Origin of the sequence: Pseudomonas sp. GV085 (genome assembly GCF_003050925.1) — a bacterium.
In the GTDB taxonomy this organism is placed as follows: Bacteria; Pseudomonadota; Gammaproteobacteria; order Pseudomonadales; family Pseudomonadaceae; genus Aquipseudomonas.
This window is the reverse complement of the sequence record NZ_QAOV01000011.1, coordinates 1-20,816: the sequence shown is the minus strand read 5'-3', so window position 1 is coordinate 20,816 and position 20,816 is coordinate 1. Positions and strand designations below refer to the sequence as shown.

Genomic DNA, 20,816 nt, shown 5'->3' with positions numbered 1-20,816 from the left:
CGCTCAATCGCAGGGGCAAGGTTACAGACGGGGTTCGACTCGCATCCGCTGAGGACTGCTCGGCACGGGAGGACGACCGTAGCGATCATCGCCGGCACCGCCAAACGGTTGATCGTCCTCAGGCTCGTCAGCGCGGACGGCGGCTTTGGTGGCAGCCTCACGCTCCTTGCGGGCGTTGGAGGCGCGTTCGATAGGGAAACGGATCGCCACCAGCACCAGATAGAGGCCGAACGCGATCATGCCGTACATGAACAGATCGGAAATCGCCCGCCAGGCGTTGTTGCCGACCTTGAACAGCAGGTCGAGGGCGGTAATGGCGACGGCCGGCGCGACTTTGTCCTTGACCGGGTCGATGATGGTCGGGCTGAACAGCAGCACGGCCATCGCCAGCCGCAGCGGCTCACGCAGCCAGCGCCACATCCAGCGGGTCAAGCGCATCCACACCAACAGGCAGCCCAAAGCGGCGAAGGCGTAGAGGCCCCAAGCGATCAGATAGTCGTTCTCGGTCATGGTGTCCATGGCAAGGCAGGCAAAGAGGCGCTTATGATAACGGCTTTTCGCCCGTCAGGCTGCTCAAATCCAGCCAGCAACGCGCAACCCCTGTGGGGAGCGGGCTTGCTCGCGAAAGCGGTATGTAGGAGCTGCCGAAGGCTGCGATCTTTTGATCTTAATAAATCAAGATCAAAAGATCGCAGCCTTCGGCAGCTCCTACAGGTCGCCAATCCTTATTCAATAAATTGTTCGAGAGCCCTTCATGCCCATATCCGCCAACTTTTGCGACGCCCCGATCGCCCACAAGGCTGAAGGCTCCGACCCGTATGCCTGGCTGCAGGAGCGCGACACCGACGCAGTGCTCGACTACCTGAAAGCCGAAAACAGCTACCAGCAAGCGCAAACTGCCGACCAGGCCGGGCTGCGTGAAACCCTGTTCGAGGAGATCAAAGGGCGGATTCTCGAGACCGATTTGTCCCTGCCCTCGCCGTGGGGACCCTATCTGTACTACACCCGCACCATGGCGGGCGACGAGTATGCCCGGCACTACCGCTGCCCGCGTCCGGCCGACGACAGCCTGACCCTCGACGAAAGCCGCGAACAACTGCTGCTGGACCCCAACGAGCTGGCCAATGGCGGTTTCTTTTCCCTGGGGGCGTTCAGCATCAGCCCGGACCATCAGCGTCTGGCCTACAGCATCGACTCCAGCGGCGACGAGATTTACACGCTGTTCGTGAAGGAACTGTCCGACGGCCGTGTCAGTGAACTGGAATTCCAAGACTGCGACGGCAGCATGACCTGGGCCAACGACAGCCTGACGCTGTTCTTTGGTGAACTGGACGACACCCATCGCCCGCACAAGCTGTATCGCTATCGCCTGGACGGCACGGCGGCGCAAGAGGTGTTCCATGAGCCGGACGGTCGCTTCTTCATGCATTGCTACCGTTCAAGCTCCGAGCAGCAATTGCTGCTGTCCGTGGGCAGCAAGACCACCAGCGAAGTCTGGGCCCTCGATGCCAACCAGCCGCAGCAATCCTTCACCTGCATCGCGCCACGGGTCGAGGAGCATGAGTACGACGTCGACCACGGCGTACTCGACGGTCAATGGACCTGGTTCATTCGCAGCAACCGTGACGGCATCAATTTCGCCCTGTACACAGCCACCGATACCGGCGCCGCGCCGACCGAAGCCGACTGGCAGAACCTGATCCCCCACAGCGACACGGTGATGATCGACGGCATCAGCCTGAACACCGGGGCCATGACCCTCAGCCTGCGGGTCGGCGGCTTGCCGGTCATCGAGGTGCACCCACAGGGCCTGACGCCTTATCGAGTGCAACTGCCGGATGCGGCCTATAGTCTGCACGTGCAGAACAGCCTGGAATTCGAAAGCGAGCGGATTCGCCTGCGCTACGAAGCGTTGAACCGTCCGGCGCAAATCCGCCAACTGGACCTGGCCTCTGGCGAGCAGAAAGTGCTCAAGCAAACTCCGGTGCTCGGCCCGTTCGATGCCGATGCCTACGTCAGCCAGCGCCTGTGGGCCACTGCGCCGGACGGTACGCAAGTGCCCATCAGCCTGGTGATCAAGCGCGCAGACCTGGGCAAACCCGTACCGCTGTACCTCTACGGCTATGGCGCCTATGGCGAAAGCCTCGACCCGTGGTTTTCCCACGCGCGCCTGAGCCTGCTGGATCGCGGCATGGCCTTTGCCATTGCCCACGTGCGTGGCGGTGGCGAACTGGGGGAAGCCTGGTATCGCGCCGGCAAGCAGGAACACAAGCACAACACCTTCAGCGACTTTATCGCCTGCGCCGAACACCTGATCGCCCAGAGCTTCACCACTGCACCGCAGCTGGCGATCAGCGGCGGCAGCGCCGGTGGCTTGCTGATCGGCGCGGTGCTCAATCAACGGCCGGAGCTGTTTGGCGCCGCCATCGCCGAAGTACCGTTCGTCGACGTACTCAACACCATGCTCGACCCTGACCTGCCATTGACCGTCACGGAATACGACGAGTGGGGTAACCCGGAAGAACCGGACGTCCATGACCGGATCAAGGCCTACGCCCCGTACGAAAACGTTACCGCGCAAGCTTATCCGGCGACCCTGGTGATCGCCGGTTACAACGACAGCCGTGTGCAGTATTGGGAAGCCGCCAAGTGGGTGGCGAAATTGCGCGCGACCAAGACCGACAGCAATCCCCTGCTGCTCAAGACGGAACTGGGTGCCGGGCATGGCGGGATGAGCGGTCGATATCAAGGATTGCGTGACGTAGCACTCGAATATGCATTTTTGTTCAAGGTTCTGGGCATTGCCTGAGGAACCTGGCTGGGTGTGCGGGTCATAGTTCCGGACACAGGAAGCCGACACAACACTAAAGACCGTGACGACATGCCTGAACCCACCTTTCTGAACAACGAAATTCGCGACTGGCTGATGGATTGCGGCCTGTTCAATCAATTGCTGCCGGCGGACTTCGTCGCGGCTTCCGGTTACTTCAGTATCAGCACCATTGCCCAGGGCGAGGAGATCTTCCAGGAGGGCGATGCCGGCACCTTCATGTGCATCATCCACACAGGTCAGGTGGCCGTGCAGAAAACCACCGCCGACGGGCAACGCGTCACCATCGCCACGTTGCGCAGCGGTCGCTCGTTCGGTGAAATGGCCGTACTCGACGGCGAACGGCGCTCGGCCAGTTGTGTGGCCGCAAGCAACTGCCAGTTGCTCAACCTGGGCAAGGACTCGCTGGAAAAGATGCTCAACGACGCACCGAAAATCGCCGCCAAGATCATCCGCGCCCTCGCCGTATCCCTGTCCAAACGCCTGCGCATGGCTGACGGCCAACTGCTTTCGCAGCAGGTCTAGCCACCCGGCGACTTGGGTTTCGGCGGATTGGGCGCAAGGCCCGGTATCGGCTGGTCCTTGGTCGGCGGGCTCGGCATTTCAATGGGCACCAACGGCGGACCGCTACTGCCGGGGCCGACTTTAGGCAAAGGCGCCGGGCTGATTTGCGGGTACGGCGTGGGCGTCGCGGTGCCGGGCGAACCGGGTATCGGTGCGGGGCTGACGGGAATCGATTGCAGCTGTTGAGCTTGCACTGCAGTTATCGAGAGCGCGGCCAGGGCAATGACCGTTAGAATGGTGCGCTTCATCAATGGCTCCGTTGACCTTGTCGTCATAAACAGGCTACTCCCAACTGCGCCTGTTTGCCCTCCCGTGTTCTGCCAATTTTCTTCAAGTGAGCCCCATGAAACGTTTCGTTCTGCTGGACACCACCGCCATTCCTGAAAACGGCGGCGCCCTGTGCCTGTTCGAATACGGCGAGGATTTTGTCATCAAGATCCAGGGCGGCGATGGCGGACAATTGATGAACACACGCATGCATGGCTCCGAAGATGCCCTGGCCGAGATCCCGTGTCGCAAAGTCGCCGGTCGACCGAATTCACGGGTGCTCATCGGCGGCCTGGGCATGGGCTTCACCCTCGCTTCGGCGCTCAAGCACCTGGGCAAGACCGCCGAAGTAGTGGTCGCCGAATTAGTGCCTGGGGTTGTGGAATGGAATCGCGGGCCACTTGGCGAGAAAGCCGGAAACCCGCTTCAAGACCCGCGGACCGTGATTCGCATGGAAGACGTGGCCAAAGTCCTGCAGGCCGAGCCCCAGGGTTTCGATGCGATCATGCTCGACGTCGACAACGGCCCCGAAGGCCTGACTCAGAAAGCCAACAGCTGGCTGTACTCTGCCGGCGGCCTCAGTGCCTGCGCCAAGGCCCTGAGACCCAAAGGTGTACTGGCGGTCTGGTCGGCCAGCGCTGACCGGCATTTTTCCGACAAACTGAAGAAAGCCGGTTTCAAGGCCGAAGAAGTGCAGGTCTTCGCCCATGGCAACAAGGGCACCCGCCACACCATCTGGATTGCCGAGAAGCTCAAGGGCTGAGCTAAACTTCGCTTAATACCGTCATTAGTCATTTTACAAAGGTGAACCCATGAGTTCGTCCACCCCGACCAACACTTCGAAGCTGGATCGCATCCTCGCCGACAACCAGCGCGACAAGGAAATGGGCTACCGCGACAAAGCCCTGAAGATGTACCCGCACGTCTGTGGCCGCTGCGCCCGTGAGTTCTCCGGCAAGCGCCTGAGCGAACTGACCGTGCACCACCGCGACCACAACCATGACAACAACCCGCAGGACGGCTCGAACTGGGAGTTGTTGTGCCTGTACTGTCACGATAACGAACACTCGCGGTATACCGACCAGCAGTATTTCGACGAAGGCTCGTTGAGCACACCGAAAATCGCCAAGGCCACGCATAATCCATTTGCGGCGTTGGCGGGCCTCATGAAAAAAGAAGACTGAAGTCTTCGGTACCTGAACCGGCCCCTTCGCGAGCAGGCTCGCTCCCACATTGTTCTGCGTCCGTCTGGACACCTCGGTCAATTGTGGGAGCGAGCCTGCTCGCGATAGCAATCGCTCAGACACCACCAATCTCAAACTGACCACCCCTGCCCCAATCCCCGTATAATCGCGCTTTTTTCCCGAAAGGCACCCCGCTCGTGGCAGACAAACGGTACAGCTGCATTGGTTTGTATAACCCCAAATCACCGGAGAACGTCGGTTCGGTGATGCGCGCCGCTGGCTGTTATGGCGTGGCGTCGGTGTTCTACACCGGCAAGCGCTATGAGCGCGCCGCCGACTTCGTCACCGATACCAAGCGCGTGCACTACGACATCCCGCTGATCGGCATCGACGACCTGAAGAAGATCCTGCCGCTCAACTGCGTGCCGGTCGCCGTGGAGCTGGTCGAGGGCGCGCGCCCGTTGCCGGAATACACTCACCCGGATCGCGCGCTCTACATCTTCGGCCCGGAAGACGGATCGCTGGATAAAGAGATTCGCGACTGGTGCGAAGACGTGGTCTACATTCCTACCACCGGTTGCATGAACCTGGCCGCCACGGTCAACGTCGTGCTCTACGACCGCATGTCCAAGGGGCTCAATACCCGATCGGGGCCAAAATTCCGCTGAATCGCCGCACATCCGATTGAACGAGCTGCCCGCCCAGGCGGTCAGCTTGACTATCGATCCCCCAAGCCTGGAGACAGACCATGAGCGAACTCAAACGCGTCGAGCGTATCGAATCCACCCCGTTCCAGAGCCCCTCCGAGCAAAACGTGCAGGGCTGGGAACGCATCGGCTCCCTGGCCGGCGGCGTGGTGATGGTGGGCAAGGGCCTGCGTCGTGGCGGGATCTTTGGCCTGATCCAGGTGGCCATCGGCGGCGTGGCCCTGGCGCGCGGCATTACCGGCCACAGCTCGGCGAAAAGCCTGCTGGAGAAAGGCCGTCAGGACATGAACAACGTGCGGGCGAAAATCCAGCGGGCGGGTGAAGACTTGAAGACGCTGAAGGCCAATGCCGAAGCGGCGACCAAAACTGCGACCGTTACCGGCAATGATTCGTTGAAGTCGCCGAAAGCCGGGGTTTGATCCTGGAATTGTGCTGAGGCAACCGGCCTCTTCGCTGGCAAGCCAGCTCCTACATGTGATCTGTGCCGTACACAAAACCAATGTAGGAGCTGGCTTGCCAGCGAATGGCGGTGCTACTGAAGCAACTCGGTACTGAGCACCTTGGAAGAACCATCGATCACGCTCTCGCTGAGCTGAACAAATGCCTTGGTATCGATATCCCCCAGCCGCATCGCCCCGCGCAATACGTCGTCCAGCGAACGCTTGTTGTGGGTTTTCAGGCGAATCTCGCGATCCAGCTCCTGCAGCAACACCACCGCCCTGGCCACCTGAACCGCTGTGATCTGTTCACCGCGCAGCGTGGTGACTTTCTGGCTGCTCTTGACCAGTCTGCCGTGCAGGCTCTCGTAGCGTTCATCACTCATGCCGCCCGCCCGGCGCACCAGTTCGATGGCGTAATACTCGGCAAAGCCTTCATTGATCCAGTCACTGCGCTGCGTGCCGTTGATCCGCCCGAACACCTGGGCCAACTCACGAACCAGCGCACTGGTGCCGCTTTCGCTGACCAACGGCAGGTGACTGTTGAGATAGATCGACTCGTGCGCCGACCGGCTGCCGCGCCACATCGGATCATTGGCCCCGACGATCAGCAGTTTGCCAGGGTGTCGCGGATACAGCGCCTGCACTTGTGGCCAGACGAAGGTCAGCAGGGTCAGCACATCCATGCGGCGCATACCCTGCCCCAGTGGCGAGGCGACGGTCACTTCAGTCTCGCCCAGACGAGTACGGCGGCTACCGAGCTGGCCGGCGAGCATCCAGCCCGTGGGTCGGTCGAACAATCGGGAAGGGTTGTCGATACGGAATTTATTCGGGCCGATTCGTGGCCAAGCGGTTTCAACGCTTTTCCAGCCACCGGGCAGCTCGAATTCAAGGCGCGAAACCAGTTCGATGCCGTCCTGTTGATCGAGTCTGGCAGACGGCACCAGATCGTCGCCGCGCATCAACGCCCATTTTGGTGTCATGCGCGTGTCGAAGCTGCCGCTCTTGCGCCCGTGGTTGATATTCACACGGTAAGTCAGGCTGGCTTTGTCGGCCGTCGGACGCCAGATGCCGCGCGCCGCTTTGCCAGGGGTCAGTTGCCATTGGCCGTCGGCCTTGAAATCGCTGTAGTGGCTGCCGTCGCCGAGGTCGAAATCCAGGCTGCGTACCGCCGAACCCTGGGCGAGCGTCAGGCGCACTTCGGCCTGATCGCTCTGGGGTAACAGGCGCACGTGATAATCCAGATTGACCTTGTTCGCTGCCCATACAGGCGAATTCACGACCAGTAGTCCAACGACACACGCCTGCCGCCATCCCACAGCCATACACACTCCTTCGTGAAACGTTGAACCTTGGGCAATCAGCCGGCGCGGAAAATCAGGTGATCTTCCCAATCATCTTCCGGCACGCTGCCTTCGGCGAGCATGCGCCCGGACTGGGAAATCCTCTCGTGATGCACAGCATCGCGATCACCGCACACCAGGTGATGCCACAACGGAAGGTCCTTGCCTTCGCTGACCAGGCGATAGCCGCAGGTCGGCGGCAGCCATTTGAATTCGTCGGCCTTGCCCGGCGTGAGCTGGATACAGTCCGGCACAGAGTCACGACGGTTGGGATAATCCGTGCACTGGCAGGTTTTCAGGTCCAGCAATTTACAGGCGATGCGCGTGTAATAAACGCTGTTGTCGTCTTCGTCTTCGAGCTTTTGCAGGCAGCACAATCCACAGCCGTCGCACAGCGACTCCCACTCCTCCCGATCGAGTTGATCGAGGGTCTTGCGTATCCAGAACGGTTCTACTTTGGCGGCCATGGTTCGAGTATCGACATCAGGTGGTGAAAAGGCCGCCAGTCTAGTGCCCGAACGCCCGCGGGCCAAGCATTGGCGACTGTCGGTAGAACGGGCTTGTCAGTTTTTGCGCTGCCAAGTAGGGTTTTGCGTCGCTCCCACTTTCAAACGTAGCAAGGAATCTCTTGATGAGTGCCAACCCACGCGTTGCCGATTACGCCATTCACCCTCAGTTCACCGATCGCTGGTCGCCCCGCGCCTTCACTGGCGAAACGATTCCAGAGGAAACCCTGCTGAGCTTCTTCGAAGCCGCCCGCTGGGCACCCTCGGCCTACAACTCGCAACCCTGGCGCTTCCTGTACGCACGTCGCGACACGCCGAACTGGGAGCGTTACCTGGGCCTGCTGAACGAATTCAACCGCAGCTGGGCGCAACATGCTTCGGCCCTGGTGATCGTGATTTCGAAAACCACCTTCACCGCGCCTGGCGCCAGTGAAGAAACCCCGGCCCTGTGGCACACCTTCGACACCGGTTCCGCCTGGGGTCACCTGGCCTTGCAAGCAAGCCTGAGCGGCTGGCACACCCATGGCATGGCCGGTTTCGACCAGGAACTGACCCGCAAGGAGCTGAACATTCCTGAAGGCTACGCCCTGCACGCCGCCGTCGCGGTGGGCAAGCTGGGGGACAAGGCAAGCCTGGCGGATTACCTGCAAGCCCGTGAAGAACCCAGCCCGCGTCGCCCATTGAGCGAGTTGGCGGCTGAAGGCGATTTCACCCTCTAAGCCACACCACAAAACCCTGTGGGAGCGAGCCTGCTCGCGATGAGGTCGTGTCAGTCAACGTTAATGCGAATGACACACCGCTATCGCGAGCAGGCTCGCTCCCACATTGGGTAGTGGTGATTTCAGTAACCGCGATCGAAATCCACTTCCCCGCGCAACGCCTCTCCCGCCTGATACGCCCGCAGGTTCTCGACAAACAGCTTCACCATCATCGAAGGCGAAGTCGGTGCCGAGCTGTGGCCGGTCAGCAGCAGGCCCCAGGCTGTCCAGAATGGATGACGCTGGGGTAACGGCTCCTGACGGCACACGTCGATCACCGCACCCGCCAGATGCCCTTCCTTCAAGGCATCCACCAGATCCGCATCGACCACCGCCACACCGCGCCCGGCGTTGATGAACAATCCGCTCGGCTTGAATTGCTTGAACAACGCCGCGTCGTAGATATCGTGGGTGTCCGGCGTGTTCGGCAGCAGATTGACCACGTAATCGACTTCACCGACCAGCCGCGGCAAATCCGCCAGTGAACCGACTTCGATAAACGGGGCCTGTTCCCGCGCGCTGCTGGCAACGCCATACAACTGGACGCCGAACGGCACGAGGAACTGCGCGACACTTTGACCGATATCGCCCGTACCGACGATCAGCACCTTACGCCCCGCCAGGCTCTGGCCATGGCGGCTGTCCCATTTGCGCTCGACCTGGCTGACCAGTCGCGCCAGCACTTCGCGTTCGTGACCGAGCATATACGTGAGCACGTACTCGGCCATGACCTGGCCGAAGATGCCGACGGCACGCGTCAGGCGATAGTGCCGCGGCAAGCCATCGGCCAGCAGCGGCGTGATGCCGGCCCAGGTCGATTGCAGCCATTGCGGCTGATGGCCCTGGCGTAACAGGGTCGCCAGCAAATCTGGCTGGCCGAGCCACACCGGGCAATCGGCGGCCTGGCTGGCCAGTTCGGCGGAATCACCGCTGGTCAGCACCTCCAGGTCCGGTGCCGCCTCGCGCAACAGTTGGGCGTACACGGGGTGGTCGTGTTCAGCAATCAGGACGCGCATGCTTCAAACCTTTCAAAAACGGTGCAGACGGCCGCCGACAGAGCGGTGCTCCGTCGATGCTGCCATCGCAAAAATCAATCAGTGTTTCATAACCACTCTTAACAGAGCCTGTCTGCCGTTCACATCGGATCGTTGCGACGCAACAATTCTTCCGGCAGGTGCTCGATGTACTCGTCTTCGGCAGGCGGCATTTGCAGGTGATAACCCTGTTTGTCGAGGTTTTCCAGCACGACCGTGATGTCCTCGCGCGACAGCTTGCGTTCGGGGCTCAGCACCAGGTCGAACGCGTGGATGGCCTTGCCGAAGGCTGCCATCAGGGGATCTGGCACGCGCTCCAGAGCATCGCTCTTGAGCACATACAGGTACATTTCGTTTCTCTTCGAGCTGCGGTAGATGGAGCAAATACGTTTCAAGGCTGTTCTCCGGCGGTGGCCAGGCTGTCGAGCAGCGCCTGGCCCATCAATTCGCGGCGCCAGCCACGCAGCGAATCAGGCAATTGGTAGGGACCATTGGGAAAGCCGCTCTTGAGCAGTGCTTCCAGGGTTTTCTTGCGCAGCATCAGTTCCGGCGCAATGTTCAGGCGCTCGGCTTCGGCCTGGCCGATGGCTTTCATCTGTTTGAGTAGTACGGCAGCGTCCACCGGCAATGGCTCCGGCACGGCTGGTGGCCATTGATCAGGCGACACACTGCCAGAGCGCTTGATCAGATCAAGCAGAAACTCACCGTCCTGACGCACGGTACGCGGGTGCATGTCTTCGATTTTCGCCAGGGCACCGAGGTTGTCCGGTTGCGTGCGCGCCAATGGCCACAACGAATGCTCGCGGATAATCCGGTTGCGCGGCAGGTCACGGGCGCGGGCTTCCTTTTCGCGCCAGGCGCAGAGCTCACGCAAAACGGCGAGCTGGGCGCGAGACAGCTTCCAGGCCAGCTTGGCATCGCGATAGACCTCGTACGGATCGATCTCGCGGCGCAGGTTGGCCACCAGTTCGGCGCCGTCTTCCAGGACCCAGGCGTATTTGTCGTCTGACAGCTTTGGACGCAGCTTTACGAAGACTTCAGCCAAATGCACGGCATCTTCGGCGGCATAGCTGATCTGGGTTTCGGAAAGCGGACGTTGCAGCCAGTCGGAACGGGTTTCACCCTTGGGCAGGTCAATGCCGAGCACTTCCTGCACCAGCCGCGAATAGCCCATGGAAAAACCGAGGTTCAGGTAAGCGGCAGCCAGTTGGGTATCGAACAGTGGAGCCGGCAGGCTGCCGGTCAGGCGTAGCAGGACTTCGAGGTCTTCGCTGCACGCGTGGACTACTTTGACCACCGCCGGGTTTTCCAGCAACGCGGCCAATGGTTGCCAGTTGTCGATGGTCAGCGGGTCGATCAGATAGGCGCGAACGCCATCACCGATCTGCAGCAGGCCGGCGATTGGGTAGAAGGTGTCGACCCGCATGAATTCGGTGTCGAGGGCAACGAATGGCAACTGCTGCCACTCGGCACACAACCGTCCGAGGCTATCGTTGTCGCGAATCCAGTGAATATCGATGGCCACACGGCTCTCCCTTGAAGAATGGCGCGCAGTATATATCGCCCCCGGCGATTTCCGCGCATCCACTGAACAAGAGCGTTAGCGAAAATTACTGCGTGACATACAGAATAGTCCTACAAAGCCGGGCTAGCTGGTCTTACCCAGCACGTAGATCCGCATCCGCGCGCAACCGGGGAAAAAGTCCTGATGGCTGAGCAAACGGAAACCCGCCTGCCTGAACTCGCTTTCCACCTCGGTTTTGCCCGGTAATGGCCCTTCCACACGTGAGCGCGCGGCCTTGAAACGACCGTCGAGGCGCACCGCGACAATCACCGTATCGCGACTGACCCGGTAAAACTCGCCAAGCATCGCCAGGCGATGTTCCGGGTTAGTAAGGTATTGAAACAGTTGCATGCAAAAAATGCAGTCAACCGCGTTCTCGGACAAGCCAATCGAGAACGCGGAACTTTGAAAGGTCTTGACCCGCTTCAATAGACTCTGAGGGTGATGGGTGCGGGCGTGATCAAGGATGTCTTGAGACGGATCTGTCGCGAGAATCACCCGATTCGCATGCTCGGCCAGCACCGACCAGAAACGCCCCACACCGCAGGCCACATCAAGGATCAGGCCCGGCTCGCCGGCGACCTTGAGCGCATTGCGCACCAGACGTTCCTCGCGCCAAAGCGCCAGACGCCCGGCCAGGCCCGGCGCTTGCGGCTGAAGGCAGACGCGCGCGTGCTCCCGGTCGTAGCGTCGGGCAATCTCAAGCTCGATGGCGGATGGAGGCTGAGCGGACATGTGCAATGGCTCTTGATGAAGGTTCTACAGGCCGCAAGTCGGCGGCCGCCGCGTGAAACAAAGCCGGAGCACTCATTCTTTGGCCAACACACCGTCGACCACTGGACCACGACATCCGGCAAACATGTCCAGATCCTGGTTGTAGACCTTGCTGTTGACCTCCAGCAGGCCAAGCATCGAATGAAACAGGTTGTCCTGGCTCAGGGGCTTTTCACGACTCTGTTGCAGGCAACGGGTATCTACCGCAAACGACTTTTTATAGCTGTCGGAGAACCACGCAAACATGGCTACATGCTTTTGCTGCTCGGGTGCGAGCATGTAAGGCGTGCCGTGGAGGAACAAGTTGTATTCACCCAGGGACTCGCCGTGGTCCGACAGATACAGCATCGCGGTATCCACTTTGTCCTGGTTACTGCGCAACAGATCGATCAAGGTCGACAGTACATGGTCGGTATATACCAGGGTGTTATCGTAGCCGTTGACGATACTTTCGCGACTGCAATTGTTCAGGGCATTACTCTCGCAAACCGGGGTGAAGCGCTCGAACGCTTTCGGATAACGCTTGAAGTACTCCGGACCGTGGCTGCCCATCTGGTGCAATACCAATACAGTGTCCTTGTCCAGGGTATCGATGAAATGTTGCAGTCCCTGCAGCAGGATTTCGTCACGGCATTCACTGTTGGCGCACAGCGCCGGATCTTTCAGATTGCTGACGTCTTCAATAGTGACGCGATCGCACGTACCTTTGCAGCCTGACTGGTTGTCACGCCAGATCACGTCGATACCCGCATGCTTGAGCACATCCAGCAGGCCTTCTTCGTTCTTTGCCTTGCTGGCGTTGTAGTCCTTGCGCCCCATATTGGAAAACATGCAAGGCACCGATACGGCGGTTTCAGTCCCGCAGGAATGCACATCGGTGAAGGCGATCAGGCCATCTTCCTTACTCAGTTTCGGCGTGGTGTCGCGGCTGTAGCCAAGGATGCCGAAGTTCTCCGCCCGGGCACTTTCACCCACGACAAGAACCGTCAGGGATTTGCGCCCGTGAGTTTGCCAGGCCGGATTGCGCTGGGCATCTTCACCGATTTTGACAAAGGGTTGCCGTGCAGTCGCTACTTTCTCGCGCAATAAACCAGCCGAGGCACCAATGTAGTTGCTTGGCACCACCATCAGGCGCAACTCGTGGTGATTGCGAAACAGCGAAGACAGGCCTTGATAGTTAACCAGTGCAACACCACCAATGACCGCTGCCGAGAAAAAAATCACCAGGACTTTACTGAGTAGTTCACGGTGCCAACGACGATAATCAATCGGCGTCTTCCACAACAACCAAGTCGGTAAAACGCCGAGCAGTGCAATATAAACAAACATCTTTAGCGACAGTAAGTCGCGCACTTCCGTGGCATTGGTTTCAGCGAAGTTACGCAACATGCCGGTGTCGATCAGAACACCATACTGGCTCATGAAATACGCCACGCCTGCGCTGATCATGAACAGCAGGGTCAGGACCGGCTTGAGCACCGGCCGGAACGCCAGCAGGGTCAGCACAATATTGAAGGCCGCGAAGATCATCATCCCAAAGGCCACGCGCATGACGATGCCTTTGCCATCGGACGTGGTGATTTCGAACAGGTGTTGCCAGAGCACAAAATTGAAGCCAACTAATAAAAGTGCACTGGCAATCAGTGTCACCCATTCGGGGCGCACGGCTTTAATCTTAAGCATGAGGTTCGGTGGGTCCTGTAAATAAGTGCCTTCGGTAAATGTGAAAATTTCATTGACCGAGACAGCTCTAATTTTAGGTAGCCAACCATCAATTTTTTGTGAAAAAGAAGCCAACAATTAGTTGGCTTATAAAACCAGCCTGAGACTTTCAGACTATTTGAGAAGGTTTCAGCTCCGGTTCAGCATCGACTCAAGCCTGGTGCAAATACCAGCGCCAGTCCTGCTCACCGACCTCCCCCATGAATTGGCGATATTCGGCGCGTTTCACCGCCAGGTAGACACCGAGGAATTCCTCGCCGAACGCTTCCCTGGCCCAGCTCGAACCTTCCAGTGATCGCAATGTGGTCAGCCAGTCTGTCGGCAACAGCTTCGCAGCCTGGGCGTAGCCATTGCCCTCCACTGGCGCACCAGCGTCGAGTCGTTCGCGGATACCGCGATGAATACCGGCCAGAATCGCCGCAGCCGCCAGATAGGGGTTGGCGTCGGCGCCACAAATTCGATGTTCGATGTGCCGGGAATACGCCGGCCCGCCCGGTACGCGCAAACTCACGGTGCGATTGTCCACACCCCAGGTTGCCGCCAGAGGCGCATAGCTGTTGGCCTGGAATCGACGGTAAGAGTTGGCGTTGGGGCAGAACAGCAACAGCGAATCGAGCAGGGTGCCAAGCATGCCTGCGACGGCCTGCTTGAGCAGTGGCGTGCCATCCGGAGCTTCGCTGGCGAAAAGGTTGTTGCCGTCCTTGTCGGCCAGGCTCACGTGCATGTGCATCCCGGTGCCGGCCAGGTCTTCGAAAGGCTTGGCCATGAAACAGGCGGTCATGCCGTGCTTGTGCGCCACCCCCTTGACCAGACGCTTGTAACGCACCGCTTCGTCCATTGCCTGTAATGCGTCGGTGCGGTGTTCGAGGGTGATTTCCACTTGCCCCGGCGCGTATTCGGAAATGGCCGTGCGCGCTGGAATCCCCTGGAGCTTGCAGGCGTTATAGAGATCAGCCAGGAACGGTTCGATCTGCTCAAGCTCGCGCAAACCATAGACCTGAGTACCGCGCGGACGCCCGCCATCGACATCCCGTGCCGGTTGCGGTCGGCCATTGCTGTCACGTTGCTGATCCAGCAGGTAGAACTCCAATTCCGCCGCCATGACCGGGTAATAACCGTCAACCTGCAAGCCTTCGATGACTTTCACCAGCAAATGACGGGGATCGGCAACGGTGGCGGGCATGCCTTGCGTCGGGTGCATGCTGACCTGCACGGCTGCGGTCGGTATCAGACGCCACGGCATACGCGTGAGGCTGCCGCTGATCGGGTAGGCCCGGCAGTCGATATCCCCGACATCCCAGACCAGCCCGGAGTTCTCCACGTCATCGCCATTGATGGTCAGGCCGAGGATGGTGCTCGGCAATGGCCGCCCGCTTTCATATACCGCCAGCAACTCGTCACGATGCAGCAGTTTGCCGCGCGGTACTGCGTTGTTGTCGAGGATGAACAGCTCGAACATTTCAATGTCCGGGTTCTGCTCCAGAAATGTCTGGGCTTCAAGCCTGGTGGCAAACGAGGTCGTGGCACAACTCATGGGAATTCTCTTTTTCCGTGTCAGACGGGTACGCAAAAGCACCCGAACTTTTATCCCGGCATCAACCGGAACAGGCAGGAACAATCAGCGGAAAAAGCAGGAGTCCGGCGGGCGCGCATGGCGGCAATGCCATAGCGCCCAGAAGGCCAGTTCAGATGGAAGCGCAGAGAGGTTTGGCGCGGTGGCGGGCGTGAATCGACGACCAAGGCTCGACGCTCGCGCGTCGATGGATGCCTTGAAGTGGATTGCGACTGGCCAACCGTCCATAGAGAGAACCGCAGAAAACAGGTGACCCGCAGCGTCACACGATGGGTTGAGTCGTTAAATCGGGATTTGAAGAACCTTGGATAAGGCGTGACTAAACATTTGACTGTCAGGGGGCCCCCTGTGGAAGCGGCTTGTATTTGATTTCTAAATACCACCCCGGACTTTCTGATTTGCGCCCTTCGGGTCGAGCGCGCGTTAATCGCCTGCATATTCTTCAAGGTCCGCTCATGGAAAACACCCGAGTCACCTCCCGCCCTGCCGTCTGGTTCATGTTCAGCATTGTCCTGGTTGCACTGAACCTGCGCCCTTCAATGGCCGCTGTCGGGCCGCTGCTCTCGGCGATTCGCGACGACATCCCGCTGAGCTTCAGCCTGGCTTCACTGCTGACCATGTTGCCGGTGATGGCCATGGGGCTGGCGATGTTTGTCGGCCTGCGCGTCAGTCAGCGACTCGGCGACCAGCGCACGGTGGTGTTCTCGTTGCTGATCATCTGTGTGGCCACGCTTTCGCGGTTGTTCCTTGATTCAGCCGCGGAGTTGATCCTCAGCGCAGTGCTGGCAGGTATCGGGATCGCCCTGATCCAGGCGCTGATGCCAGCGTTGATCAAATCCCGCTTCAGCGACCACGTTGCCCTGTGCATGGGTCTCTATGTCACGTCGATCATGGGCGGCGCCGCCATTGCCGCTTCCTTTGCGCCACTGGTGATGGAGGGTACCGGCAGCTGGCGTACGGGTCTGGCGATCTGGGCGGTTCTCGCCGTGCTGGCATTGCTGCTCTGGGGAACCCAACGGGCGGAGATGCCGACACGGGATTCAAAGGCCTCCAGTAATGGTTCGTTCTTCACCAATTCCCGCGCGTGGTTACTCGCGATTTTCTTTGGTCTGGGCACTGCGTCCTACACCTGTGTCCTGGCCTGGCTGGCGCCGTACTACGTGGAAAAGGGCTGGAGCGAACAGCACGCCGGATTGCTGCTCGGATTTCTAACCGCCATGGAAGTGCTGTCGGGTCTGCTGACGCCCGTCATCGCCAATCGCAGCCCCGACCGCCGTGTCGTGCTGATGGTATTGCTTGCACTGATCATCGCTGGCTTCTGCGGATTGATTCTGAGTCCACAATATTTGAGCCTGATGTGGCCATGCCTGCTGGGGCTGGGCATTGGCGGCCTGTTCCCGATGAGCCTGATCGTATCGCTGGATCACCTGGACAATCCCTTGCGCGCTGGTGGCCTGACCGCCTTCGTTCAAGGCATTGGCTACTTGATCGCCGGCCTGTCGCCGCTGCTGGCGGGGATAATCCGCGACCGGCTCGGCAGCTTTGAATGGGCCTGGTGGTCGCTGACAGTGGTCATGGCACTGATGATGTTGATGGTTTTGCGCTTCAATCCAAGGCACTACACCCGCCACATCCATTGATCCGGAGCCTGCCATGAAAACCATCGGTTTCGCCGCCGCTCACGCCAGCATGCTGCTTTGGGCCTTATTGATCGCCGCGTCGTTTTCCGCGGCGGCGCAAGTCAGCCAGGCCATCGACCCGATCCTGCTGACCGGTTTGCGCCTGCTGTTTTGTGCGTTGGTGTTTCTGCCGCTGTTGCTGCTAAAAGGCGATGCAATCATGACCGCTCGTGGGCTGCTCGGTCACGCGGTGCTCGGCCTGCTGCTGGCGCTGTACTTCGGCTCGCTGTTCGAAGCATTGCGCTACACCTCGGCCGTCAACACCGGGACGATGTTCACGCTGGTGCCCCTGATGACCCTGGTTTTCGAGGCCGTGCTGACACCTGACAGCAGCCTGAAACAACGGATTGTGCCGATGCTGCTCGCCGCTGCCGGGGCGGTTTTGCTGATCATGAAAGGCACCGGCCCCGGCGAGTTGCCATCGCTGTATGCGTTGACCGTGTACGGCATCGGTTGCCTGGCGATGGCGCTCTACGCTCCCCTCAGCCAGCGCCTGAAAGCCAACAGCCTCAAGGGGCGTGGGCCGGTGCCCATGACGTTCTGGAACATGCTGTTCGGGGCGCTGTTTCTGCTGGTGTTCTGTGGATTCAGTGGCGGTTGGCGCTCGGCATCATTGCTGACGCTCAACGATTTCTATTGGCTGATGTACCTGGCGGTATTCGCCACCCTGGCGACGTTTTGGCTGCTGCATCGGGCCATCGGCGTGATCGCCCCGTCCTCGGTGATTTCCTACATCTACCTTAGTACGCTGTTCATCACCCTGTTTCACTGGCTATGGGGGCGCCAGATGCCCCTGCCGCTGGAACTGGCCGGCGCAATGCTGGTGGGCATCGGCATGTTCGCGCTGTTGATGTCCAGCCGCCGCGCCGTGTCGGCGATGGTCCAGGGCTGACACGGGCTTGGGCGAAACGTCCTGCAAGGCATTCTCCCTGCTCGCTCATTCCGCTAGGATCATTCGCTCACCTTCGCGCACGGTCAGCGCAAGGGACGCAGCGAGACGCAATGGATGCTGAACAGTAATTCGCTCAGAAAACTCGACATGCAGGACCTCATGGTGTTCGTCGCCGTGTATGAGCAAAACAGCGTCACCGGCGTATCCGAGACGCTTTGCATCAGCCAGTCCACGGTGAGTTACTGCCTGAAAAAACTGCGCCGCAGTTTCGAGGACGAGCTATTCATCAATACCCGTACCGGCGGCATGCAGCCCACCTGCAAGGCCGGTGCGATGTACCCTCACGCGCTGAAAGTCCTCGAAAGCATCAACCTGTGTCACGCCGGCCCACCCACGTTCGACCCCGGCCTGAAACCCGTGACCTTCAACATCTGCGCACCGGAATATTTCGAACAGTTGATCCTGCCGCGCCTGCTGAAACGCTTCGACCTCGCCGAGCTTCCAGTGATGGTCAATGTGTTCAAGCTCGAGGCCGATGTCCCTGCCGAAGCGTTGCGCGACGGCAGCCTCGACCTGGCGGTGTGCTTCGGCCCGCACTTTCATCGCAGTCATGTCGACTTCAAATCCCGGACGCTGCTCGAAGACGATCTGGTGTGTGTTTTCGACAAACGCGCCACGCCGGCGGAACCACGCCTGAGTCTGCAAACCTATGTCGAACGTCGACACGTGTTCCCGACACCCTGGACGTCCGCCACCAACATGGTCGACGGCTGGCTTGCGCAGCAGGGCCAACAACGCCAGATCGTCGCACGCGCCAACAGTTACAGTGCAGCGCTGAAGCTGATTACCGGCACCGACTATGCCCTGACCCTGCCCCGGCGCATCCAGCGATTGCTGGCCGGTGCAGACACTTTCAATCACTGTGAAGCGCCCGAAGGCTTGCCGGGTTTCACCCTCGACATGCAGTGGAACCAGGGTGTTGATCAGGACAGCGCCAACACCTGGCTGCGAGAGCAAGTGATCCAGGCCTGCGTCGAGCAGGAAACGGCCTGATACTCAGTTGCTGATGGCGGTCTTGCTGTAGGAATCGCGATCGATGTCGAGAATTTCCACGCACAGCTGGACTTCAACGCCAGTCGGCCACTCACACAGGCCCTGAACCACCTCCAGCAGGCTTTCGGAGAGCTGTTTCTTGATCTGTGCGGAACGACCGCTCAGCAGCGCCAGCTTCACATGCACGAATGCCCGCTCAGCCAATGCCGTGCCAACCTTGAATGTCTCGACCATGACCGCGCGGCTCTTGATGTCAAATTCGGCAGAAAATTGACCGGAGCCCACCAACGTATTGTTCAACCGCATCAATGCCACATCGGCATTCAAGTCAGTCAGGTTGGCGGTGTATTCCATGTGCAGGTGAGGCATGAGTCAGATCCTGTAGGTAGGGGGGCAGGTCGTACATATAACACAGCGTCGCCCTGTTCATTCGGGCAGCGGCAAAACGGCACGCTCACTCATGAACGCCTCCAGGCGCGAGCGTAACCAACGCTCGGCGGGGTCGGTGTCGACATGACTGAGCCAGACCATGGACAGGTCCAGGGTCGGCGTCTTGAACGGAAAGGGTTCCTTGAACAGCATTCCCGATGCAGCCATCGCCTCGGCGGTGTAGTCCGGCAGGCTGGCAATCAGGTCCGTCCCGGCGAGCAAGGCTGGCAACGCACTGTATTGCGGTACCGAGAGCACTACCTGGCGCGTGCGACCGATATCTGCCAGCCACTCGTCGGCATAGCCACTGACGTTGGCGGTATGGGACACCAGCACGTGTGGTCGCGCGCAATATTCATCGAGGGTCAGCGGTGTGTCGGAAGCATCGGCGCGCAATATGCTGGGCTGGATGTGCCGCAGCAACTTGCGCTTGGCATTGGCCGGCAAGCCACGGGTCTGGCTGATACCTACCGTGATATCACCAGACGCCAGCAAGTCGGGGATCCGCCAGTAATCGACATGCTGCACCACAAACACCACATTGGGCGCTTCCTGGCGCAAGGCCCGCAGCAACGGCGGCAACAGGCCGAACTCGACATCGTCGGACAGCCCGATGCGGAACGACATCGTACTGCTGGCCGGATCGAAATCATGGGTCAGACTCAAGGCCACGGACAAGGAGTCCAGCGCCGGCGACAGGTGCTTGATGATCTCCTCTGCCCGCGCTGTCGGTTCCATGCGATGGCCAACGCGTATGAACAGCGGATCATTGAACATCGCACGCAAGCGGTTGAGCGCCGAACTGATGGTCGGCTGGCCGAGAAACAGCTTCTCCGCCACCCGAGTGACATTGCGCTCGAGCATCAGTGTTTCGAATACCACCATCAGGTTGATATCCGCCTTGCGAAGTTCGTTGCGATTCATCCACTGCCCCCGATGTCCAAACCTGCTGACAGTTTAGGTAGCTGGCGCGACTGCCGTCTATCCGACTCAGGTCCAACAGCCTGACGCGGATGGGTTTATCTGTGTGTCGCTGGAACCGTTGACGCACACGCTGGAGCGGTTGGGGCAGTAGTTTCGATTTCCCAAGGACAAAAACAAAACCCCTACCTGCGTGCGCAGATAGGGGTTTTGGAATTTAATCTTGACGATGACCTACTCTCACATGGGGAAACCCCACACTACCATCGGCGATGCATCGTTTCACTGCTGAGTTCGGGATGGGATCAGGTGGTTCCAATGCTCTATGGTCGTCAAGAAATTCGGGTACCGAAGCGTCTTTCGACGATTCAGCAAATTGGGTATGTGACAGCTTTCGGTGTTTTGTGAGCGTCGAACTTTCGGTTCATTGCGTCTTCACACACCGCAATCTGGTCTCTTTCGCCTTTTCAGCTAGGAGCATCAAATTGCTTGGGTGTTATATGGTCAAGCCTCACGGGCAATTAGTATTGGTTAGCTCAACGCCTCACAGCGCTTACACACCCAACCTATCAACGTCGT

Annotated in this window: 22 protein-coding genes and 2 rRNA genes; 10 read left to right on the top strand and 14 right to left on the bottom strand. The window is 59.6% G+C overall.

Features of this window, described 5'->3' with window-relative positions; translation table 11 throughout:
- Window positions 1-21: 21 nt before the first annotated feature.
- Complete coding sequence (locus tag C8K63_RS21570; protein WP_108218525.1) at window positions 22-519, bottom strand: MFS transporter; 498 nt, start codon at window positions 517-519, stop codon at window positions 22-24.
- Between the two features lie 235 nt (window positions 520-754).
- Between C8K63_RS21570 and C8K63_RS21565 the strand changes: the two genes are divergently transcribed.
- Both C8K63_RS21565 and C8K63_RS21560 read left to right on the top strand, forming a co-directional pair.
- The gene (locus C8K63_RS21565) at window positions 755-2,809 is read left to right on the top strand and encodes a S9 family peptidase (RefSeq protein ID WP_108218524.1); all 2,055 of its coding nucleotides are present in this window, start codon (window positions 755-757) and stop codon (window positions 2,807-2,809) included.
- Between the two features lie 72 nt (window positions 2,810-2,881).
- Window positions 2,882-3,355 (top strand): cyclic nucleotide-binding domain-containing protein, encoded by a 474-nt coding sequence (locus tag C8K63_RS21560; RefSeq protein WP_108218523.1) that lies wholly within the window; start codon window positions 2,882-2,884, stop codon window positions 3,353-3,355.
- On the opposite strand, the gene C8K63_RS21555 is transcribed toward C8K63_RS21560, so the two are convergent.
- Window positions 3,352-3,642, bottom strand: coding sequence for a hypothetical protein (locus tag C8K63_RS21555; RefSeq protein WP_108218522.1), 291 nt, complete (start codon window positions 3,640-3,642; stop codon window positions 3,352-3,354). The genes C8K63_RS21560 and C8K63_RS21555 overlap by 4 nt on opposite strands.
- A 95-nt stretch (window positions 3,643-3,737) precedes the next feature.
- Here C8K63_RS21555 and C8K63_RS21550 point away from each other — a divergent pair, with 95 nt between their 5' ends.
- From C8K63_RS21550 to C8K63_RS21535, 4 genes are all read left to right on the top strand, one after another.
- A complete protein-coding gene (locus tag C8K63_RS21550; RefSeq protein WP_108218521.1) occupies window positions 3,738-4,424 on the top strand; it encodes a spermidine synthase in 687 nt (228 codons plus the stop codon).
- A gap of 49 nt (window positions 4,425-4,473) precedes the next feature.
- Entirely contained in the window at window positions 4,474-4,845 is a 372-nt protein-coding gene (locus tag C8K63_RS21545; protein ID WP_007898702.1) for a YajD family HNH nuclease, read from the top strand.
- A gap of 197 nt (window positions 4,846-5,042) precedes the next feature.
- The gene (locus tag C8K63_RS21540) at window positions 5,043-5,513 is read left to right on the top strand and encodes an RNA methyltransferase (RefSeq protein WP_007993783.1); all 471 of its coding nucleotides are present in this window, start codon (window positions 5,043-5,045) and stop codon (window positions 5,511-5,513) included.
- Window positions 5,514-5,593: 80 nt separating this feature from the next.
- On the top strand, window positions 5,594-5,971 hold the full coding sequence (locus C8K63_RS21535) for a DUF2892 domain-containing protein (protein ID WP_108218520.1): 378 nt from the start codon (window positions 5,594-5,596) through the stop codon (window positions 5,969-5,971).
- 113 nt (window positions 5,972-6,084) lie between these two features.
- Here C8K63_RS21535 and C8K63_RS21530 read toward each other — a convergent pair whose 3' ends face one another.
- Together C8K63_RS21530 and C8K63_RS21525 are read right to left on the bottom strand one after the other, a co-directional pair.
- The gene (locus tag C8K63_RS21530; RefSeq protein ID WP_108218519.1) at window positions 6,085-7,314 is read right to left on the bottom strand and encodes a hypothetical protein; all 1,230 of its coding nucleotides are present in this window, start codon (window positions 7,312-7,314) and stop codon (window positions 6,085-6,087) included.
- A gap of 35 nt (window positions 7,315-7,349) precedes the next feature.
- Complete coding sequence (locus tag C8K63_RS21525; RefSeq protein ID WP_108218518.1) at window positions 7,350-7,799, bottom strand: YcgN family cysteine cluster protein; 450 nt, start codon at window positions 7,797-7,799, stop codon at window positions 7,350-7,352.
- A gap of 164 nt (window positions 7,800-7,963) precedes the next feature.
- Here C8K63_RS21525 and C8K63_RS21520 point away from each other — a divergent pair, with 164 nt between their 5' ends.
- Entirely contained in the window at window positions 7,964-8,557 is a 594-nt protein-coding gene (locus tag C8K63_RS21520; RefSeq protein WP_095945370.1) for a nitroreductase family protein, read from the top strand.
- 122 nt (window positions 8,558-8,679) lie between these two features.
- On the opposite strand, the gene C8K63_RS21510 is transcribed toward C8K63_RS21520, so the two are convergent.
- The 6 genes from C8K63_RS21510 to C8K63_RS21485 form a co-directional block, all read right to left on the bottom strand.
- On the bottom strand, window positions 8,680-9,612 hold the full coding sequence (locus C8K63_RS21510; protein ID WP_108218516.1) for a D-2-hydroxyacid dehydrogenase: 933 nt from the start codon (window positions 9,610-9,612) through the stop codon (window positions 8,680-8,682).
- Window positions 9,613-9,731: 119 nt separating this feature from the next.
- A complete protein-coding gene (locus tag C8K63_RS21505) occupies window positions 9,732-10,025 on the bottom strand; it encodes a YcgL domain-containing protein (protein ID WP_108218515.1) in 294 nt (97 codons plus the stop codon).
- Complete coding sequence (gene rnd, locus C8K63_RS21500) at window positions 10,022-11,155, bottom strand: ribonuclease D (protein ID WP_108218514.1); 1,134 nt, start codon at window positions 11,153-11,155, stop codon at window positions 10,022-10,024. Before rnd ends, C8K63_RS21505 begins: the two co-directional genes overlap by 4 nt.
- A 123-nt stretch (window positions 11,156-11,278) precedes the next feature.
- Window positions 11,279-11,929 (bottom strand): class I SAM-dependent methyltransferase, encoded by a 651-nt coding sequence (locus C8K63_RS21495; RefSeq protein ID WP_108218513.1) that lies wholly within the window; start codon window positions 11,927-11,929, stop codon window positions 11,279-11,281.
- 72 nt (window positions 11,930-12,001) lie between these two features.
- On the bottom strand, window positions 12,002-13,651 hold the full coding sequence (locus C8K63_RS21490) for a phosphoethanolamine transferase (protein WP_108218512.1): 1,650 nt from the start codon (window positions 13,649-13,651) through the stop codon (window positions 12,002-12,004).
- A gap of 190 nt (window positions 13,652-13,841) precedes the next feature.
- Window positions 13,842-15,224, bottom strand: coding sequence for a glutamine synthetase family protein (locus C8K63_RS21485; RefSeq protein WP_108218511.1), 1,383 nt, complete (start codon window positions 15,222-15,224; stop codon window positions 13,842-13,844).
- Between the two features lie 494 nt (window positions 15,225-15,718).
- Here C8K63_RS21485 and C8K63_RS21475 point away from each other — a divergent pair, with 494 nt between their 5' ends.
- From C8K63_RS21475 to C8K63_RS21465, 3 genes are all read left to right on the top strand, one after another.
- Window positions 15,719-16,903, top strand: a complete 1,185-nt coding sequence (locus tag C8K63_RS21475) for a cyanate transporter (RefSeq protein ID WP_108218510.1) — start codon at window positions 15,719-15,721, stop codon at window positions 16,901-16,903.
- Between the two features lie 13 nt (window positions 16,904-16,916).
- The gene (locus tag C8K63_RS21470) at window positions 16,917-17,834 is read left to right on the top strand and encodes a DMT family transporter (protein WP_108218509.1); all 918 of its coding nucleotides are present in this window, start codon (window positions 16,917-16,919) and stop codon (window positions 17,832-17,834) included.
- Window positions 17,835-17,948: 114 nt separating this feature from the next.
- A complete protein-coding gene (locus C8K63_RS21465; RefSeq protein ID WP_108218508.1) occupies window positions 17,949-18,887 on the top strand; it encodes a LysR family transcriptional regulator in 939 nt (312 codons plus the stop codon).
- A 3-nt stretch (window positions 18,888-18,890) separates the two neighbouring features.
- On the opposite strand, the gene C8K63_RS21460 is transcribed toward C8K63_RS21465, so the two are convergent.
- The 4 genes from C8K63_RS21460 to C8K63_RS21445 all read right to left on the bottom strand — a co-directional run.
- Window positions 18,891-19,256, bottom strand: coding sequence for a 5-carboxymethyl-2-hydroxymuconate Delta-isomerase (locus tag C8K63_RS21460; protein WP_108218507.1), 366 nt, complete (start codon window positions 19,254-19,256; stop codon window positions 18,891-18,893).
- Window positions 19,257-19,313: 57 nt separating this feature from the next.
- A complete protein-coding gene (locus tag C8K63_RS21455) occupies window positions 19,314-20,240 on the bottom strand; it encodes a LysR substrate-binding domain-containing protein (protein ID WP_108218506.1) in 927 nt (308 codons plus the stop codon).
- A gap of 218 nt (window positions 20,241-20,458) precedes the next feature.
- Window positions 20,459-20,574, bottom strand: a 5S ribosomal RNA gene (gene rrf, locus C8K63_RS21450).
- Between the two features lie 163 nt (window positions 20,575-20,737).
- Window positions 20,738-20,816, bottom strand: a 23S ribosomal RNA gene (locus C8K63_RS21445); the annotation flags it as partial.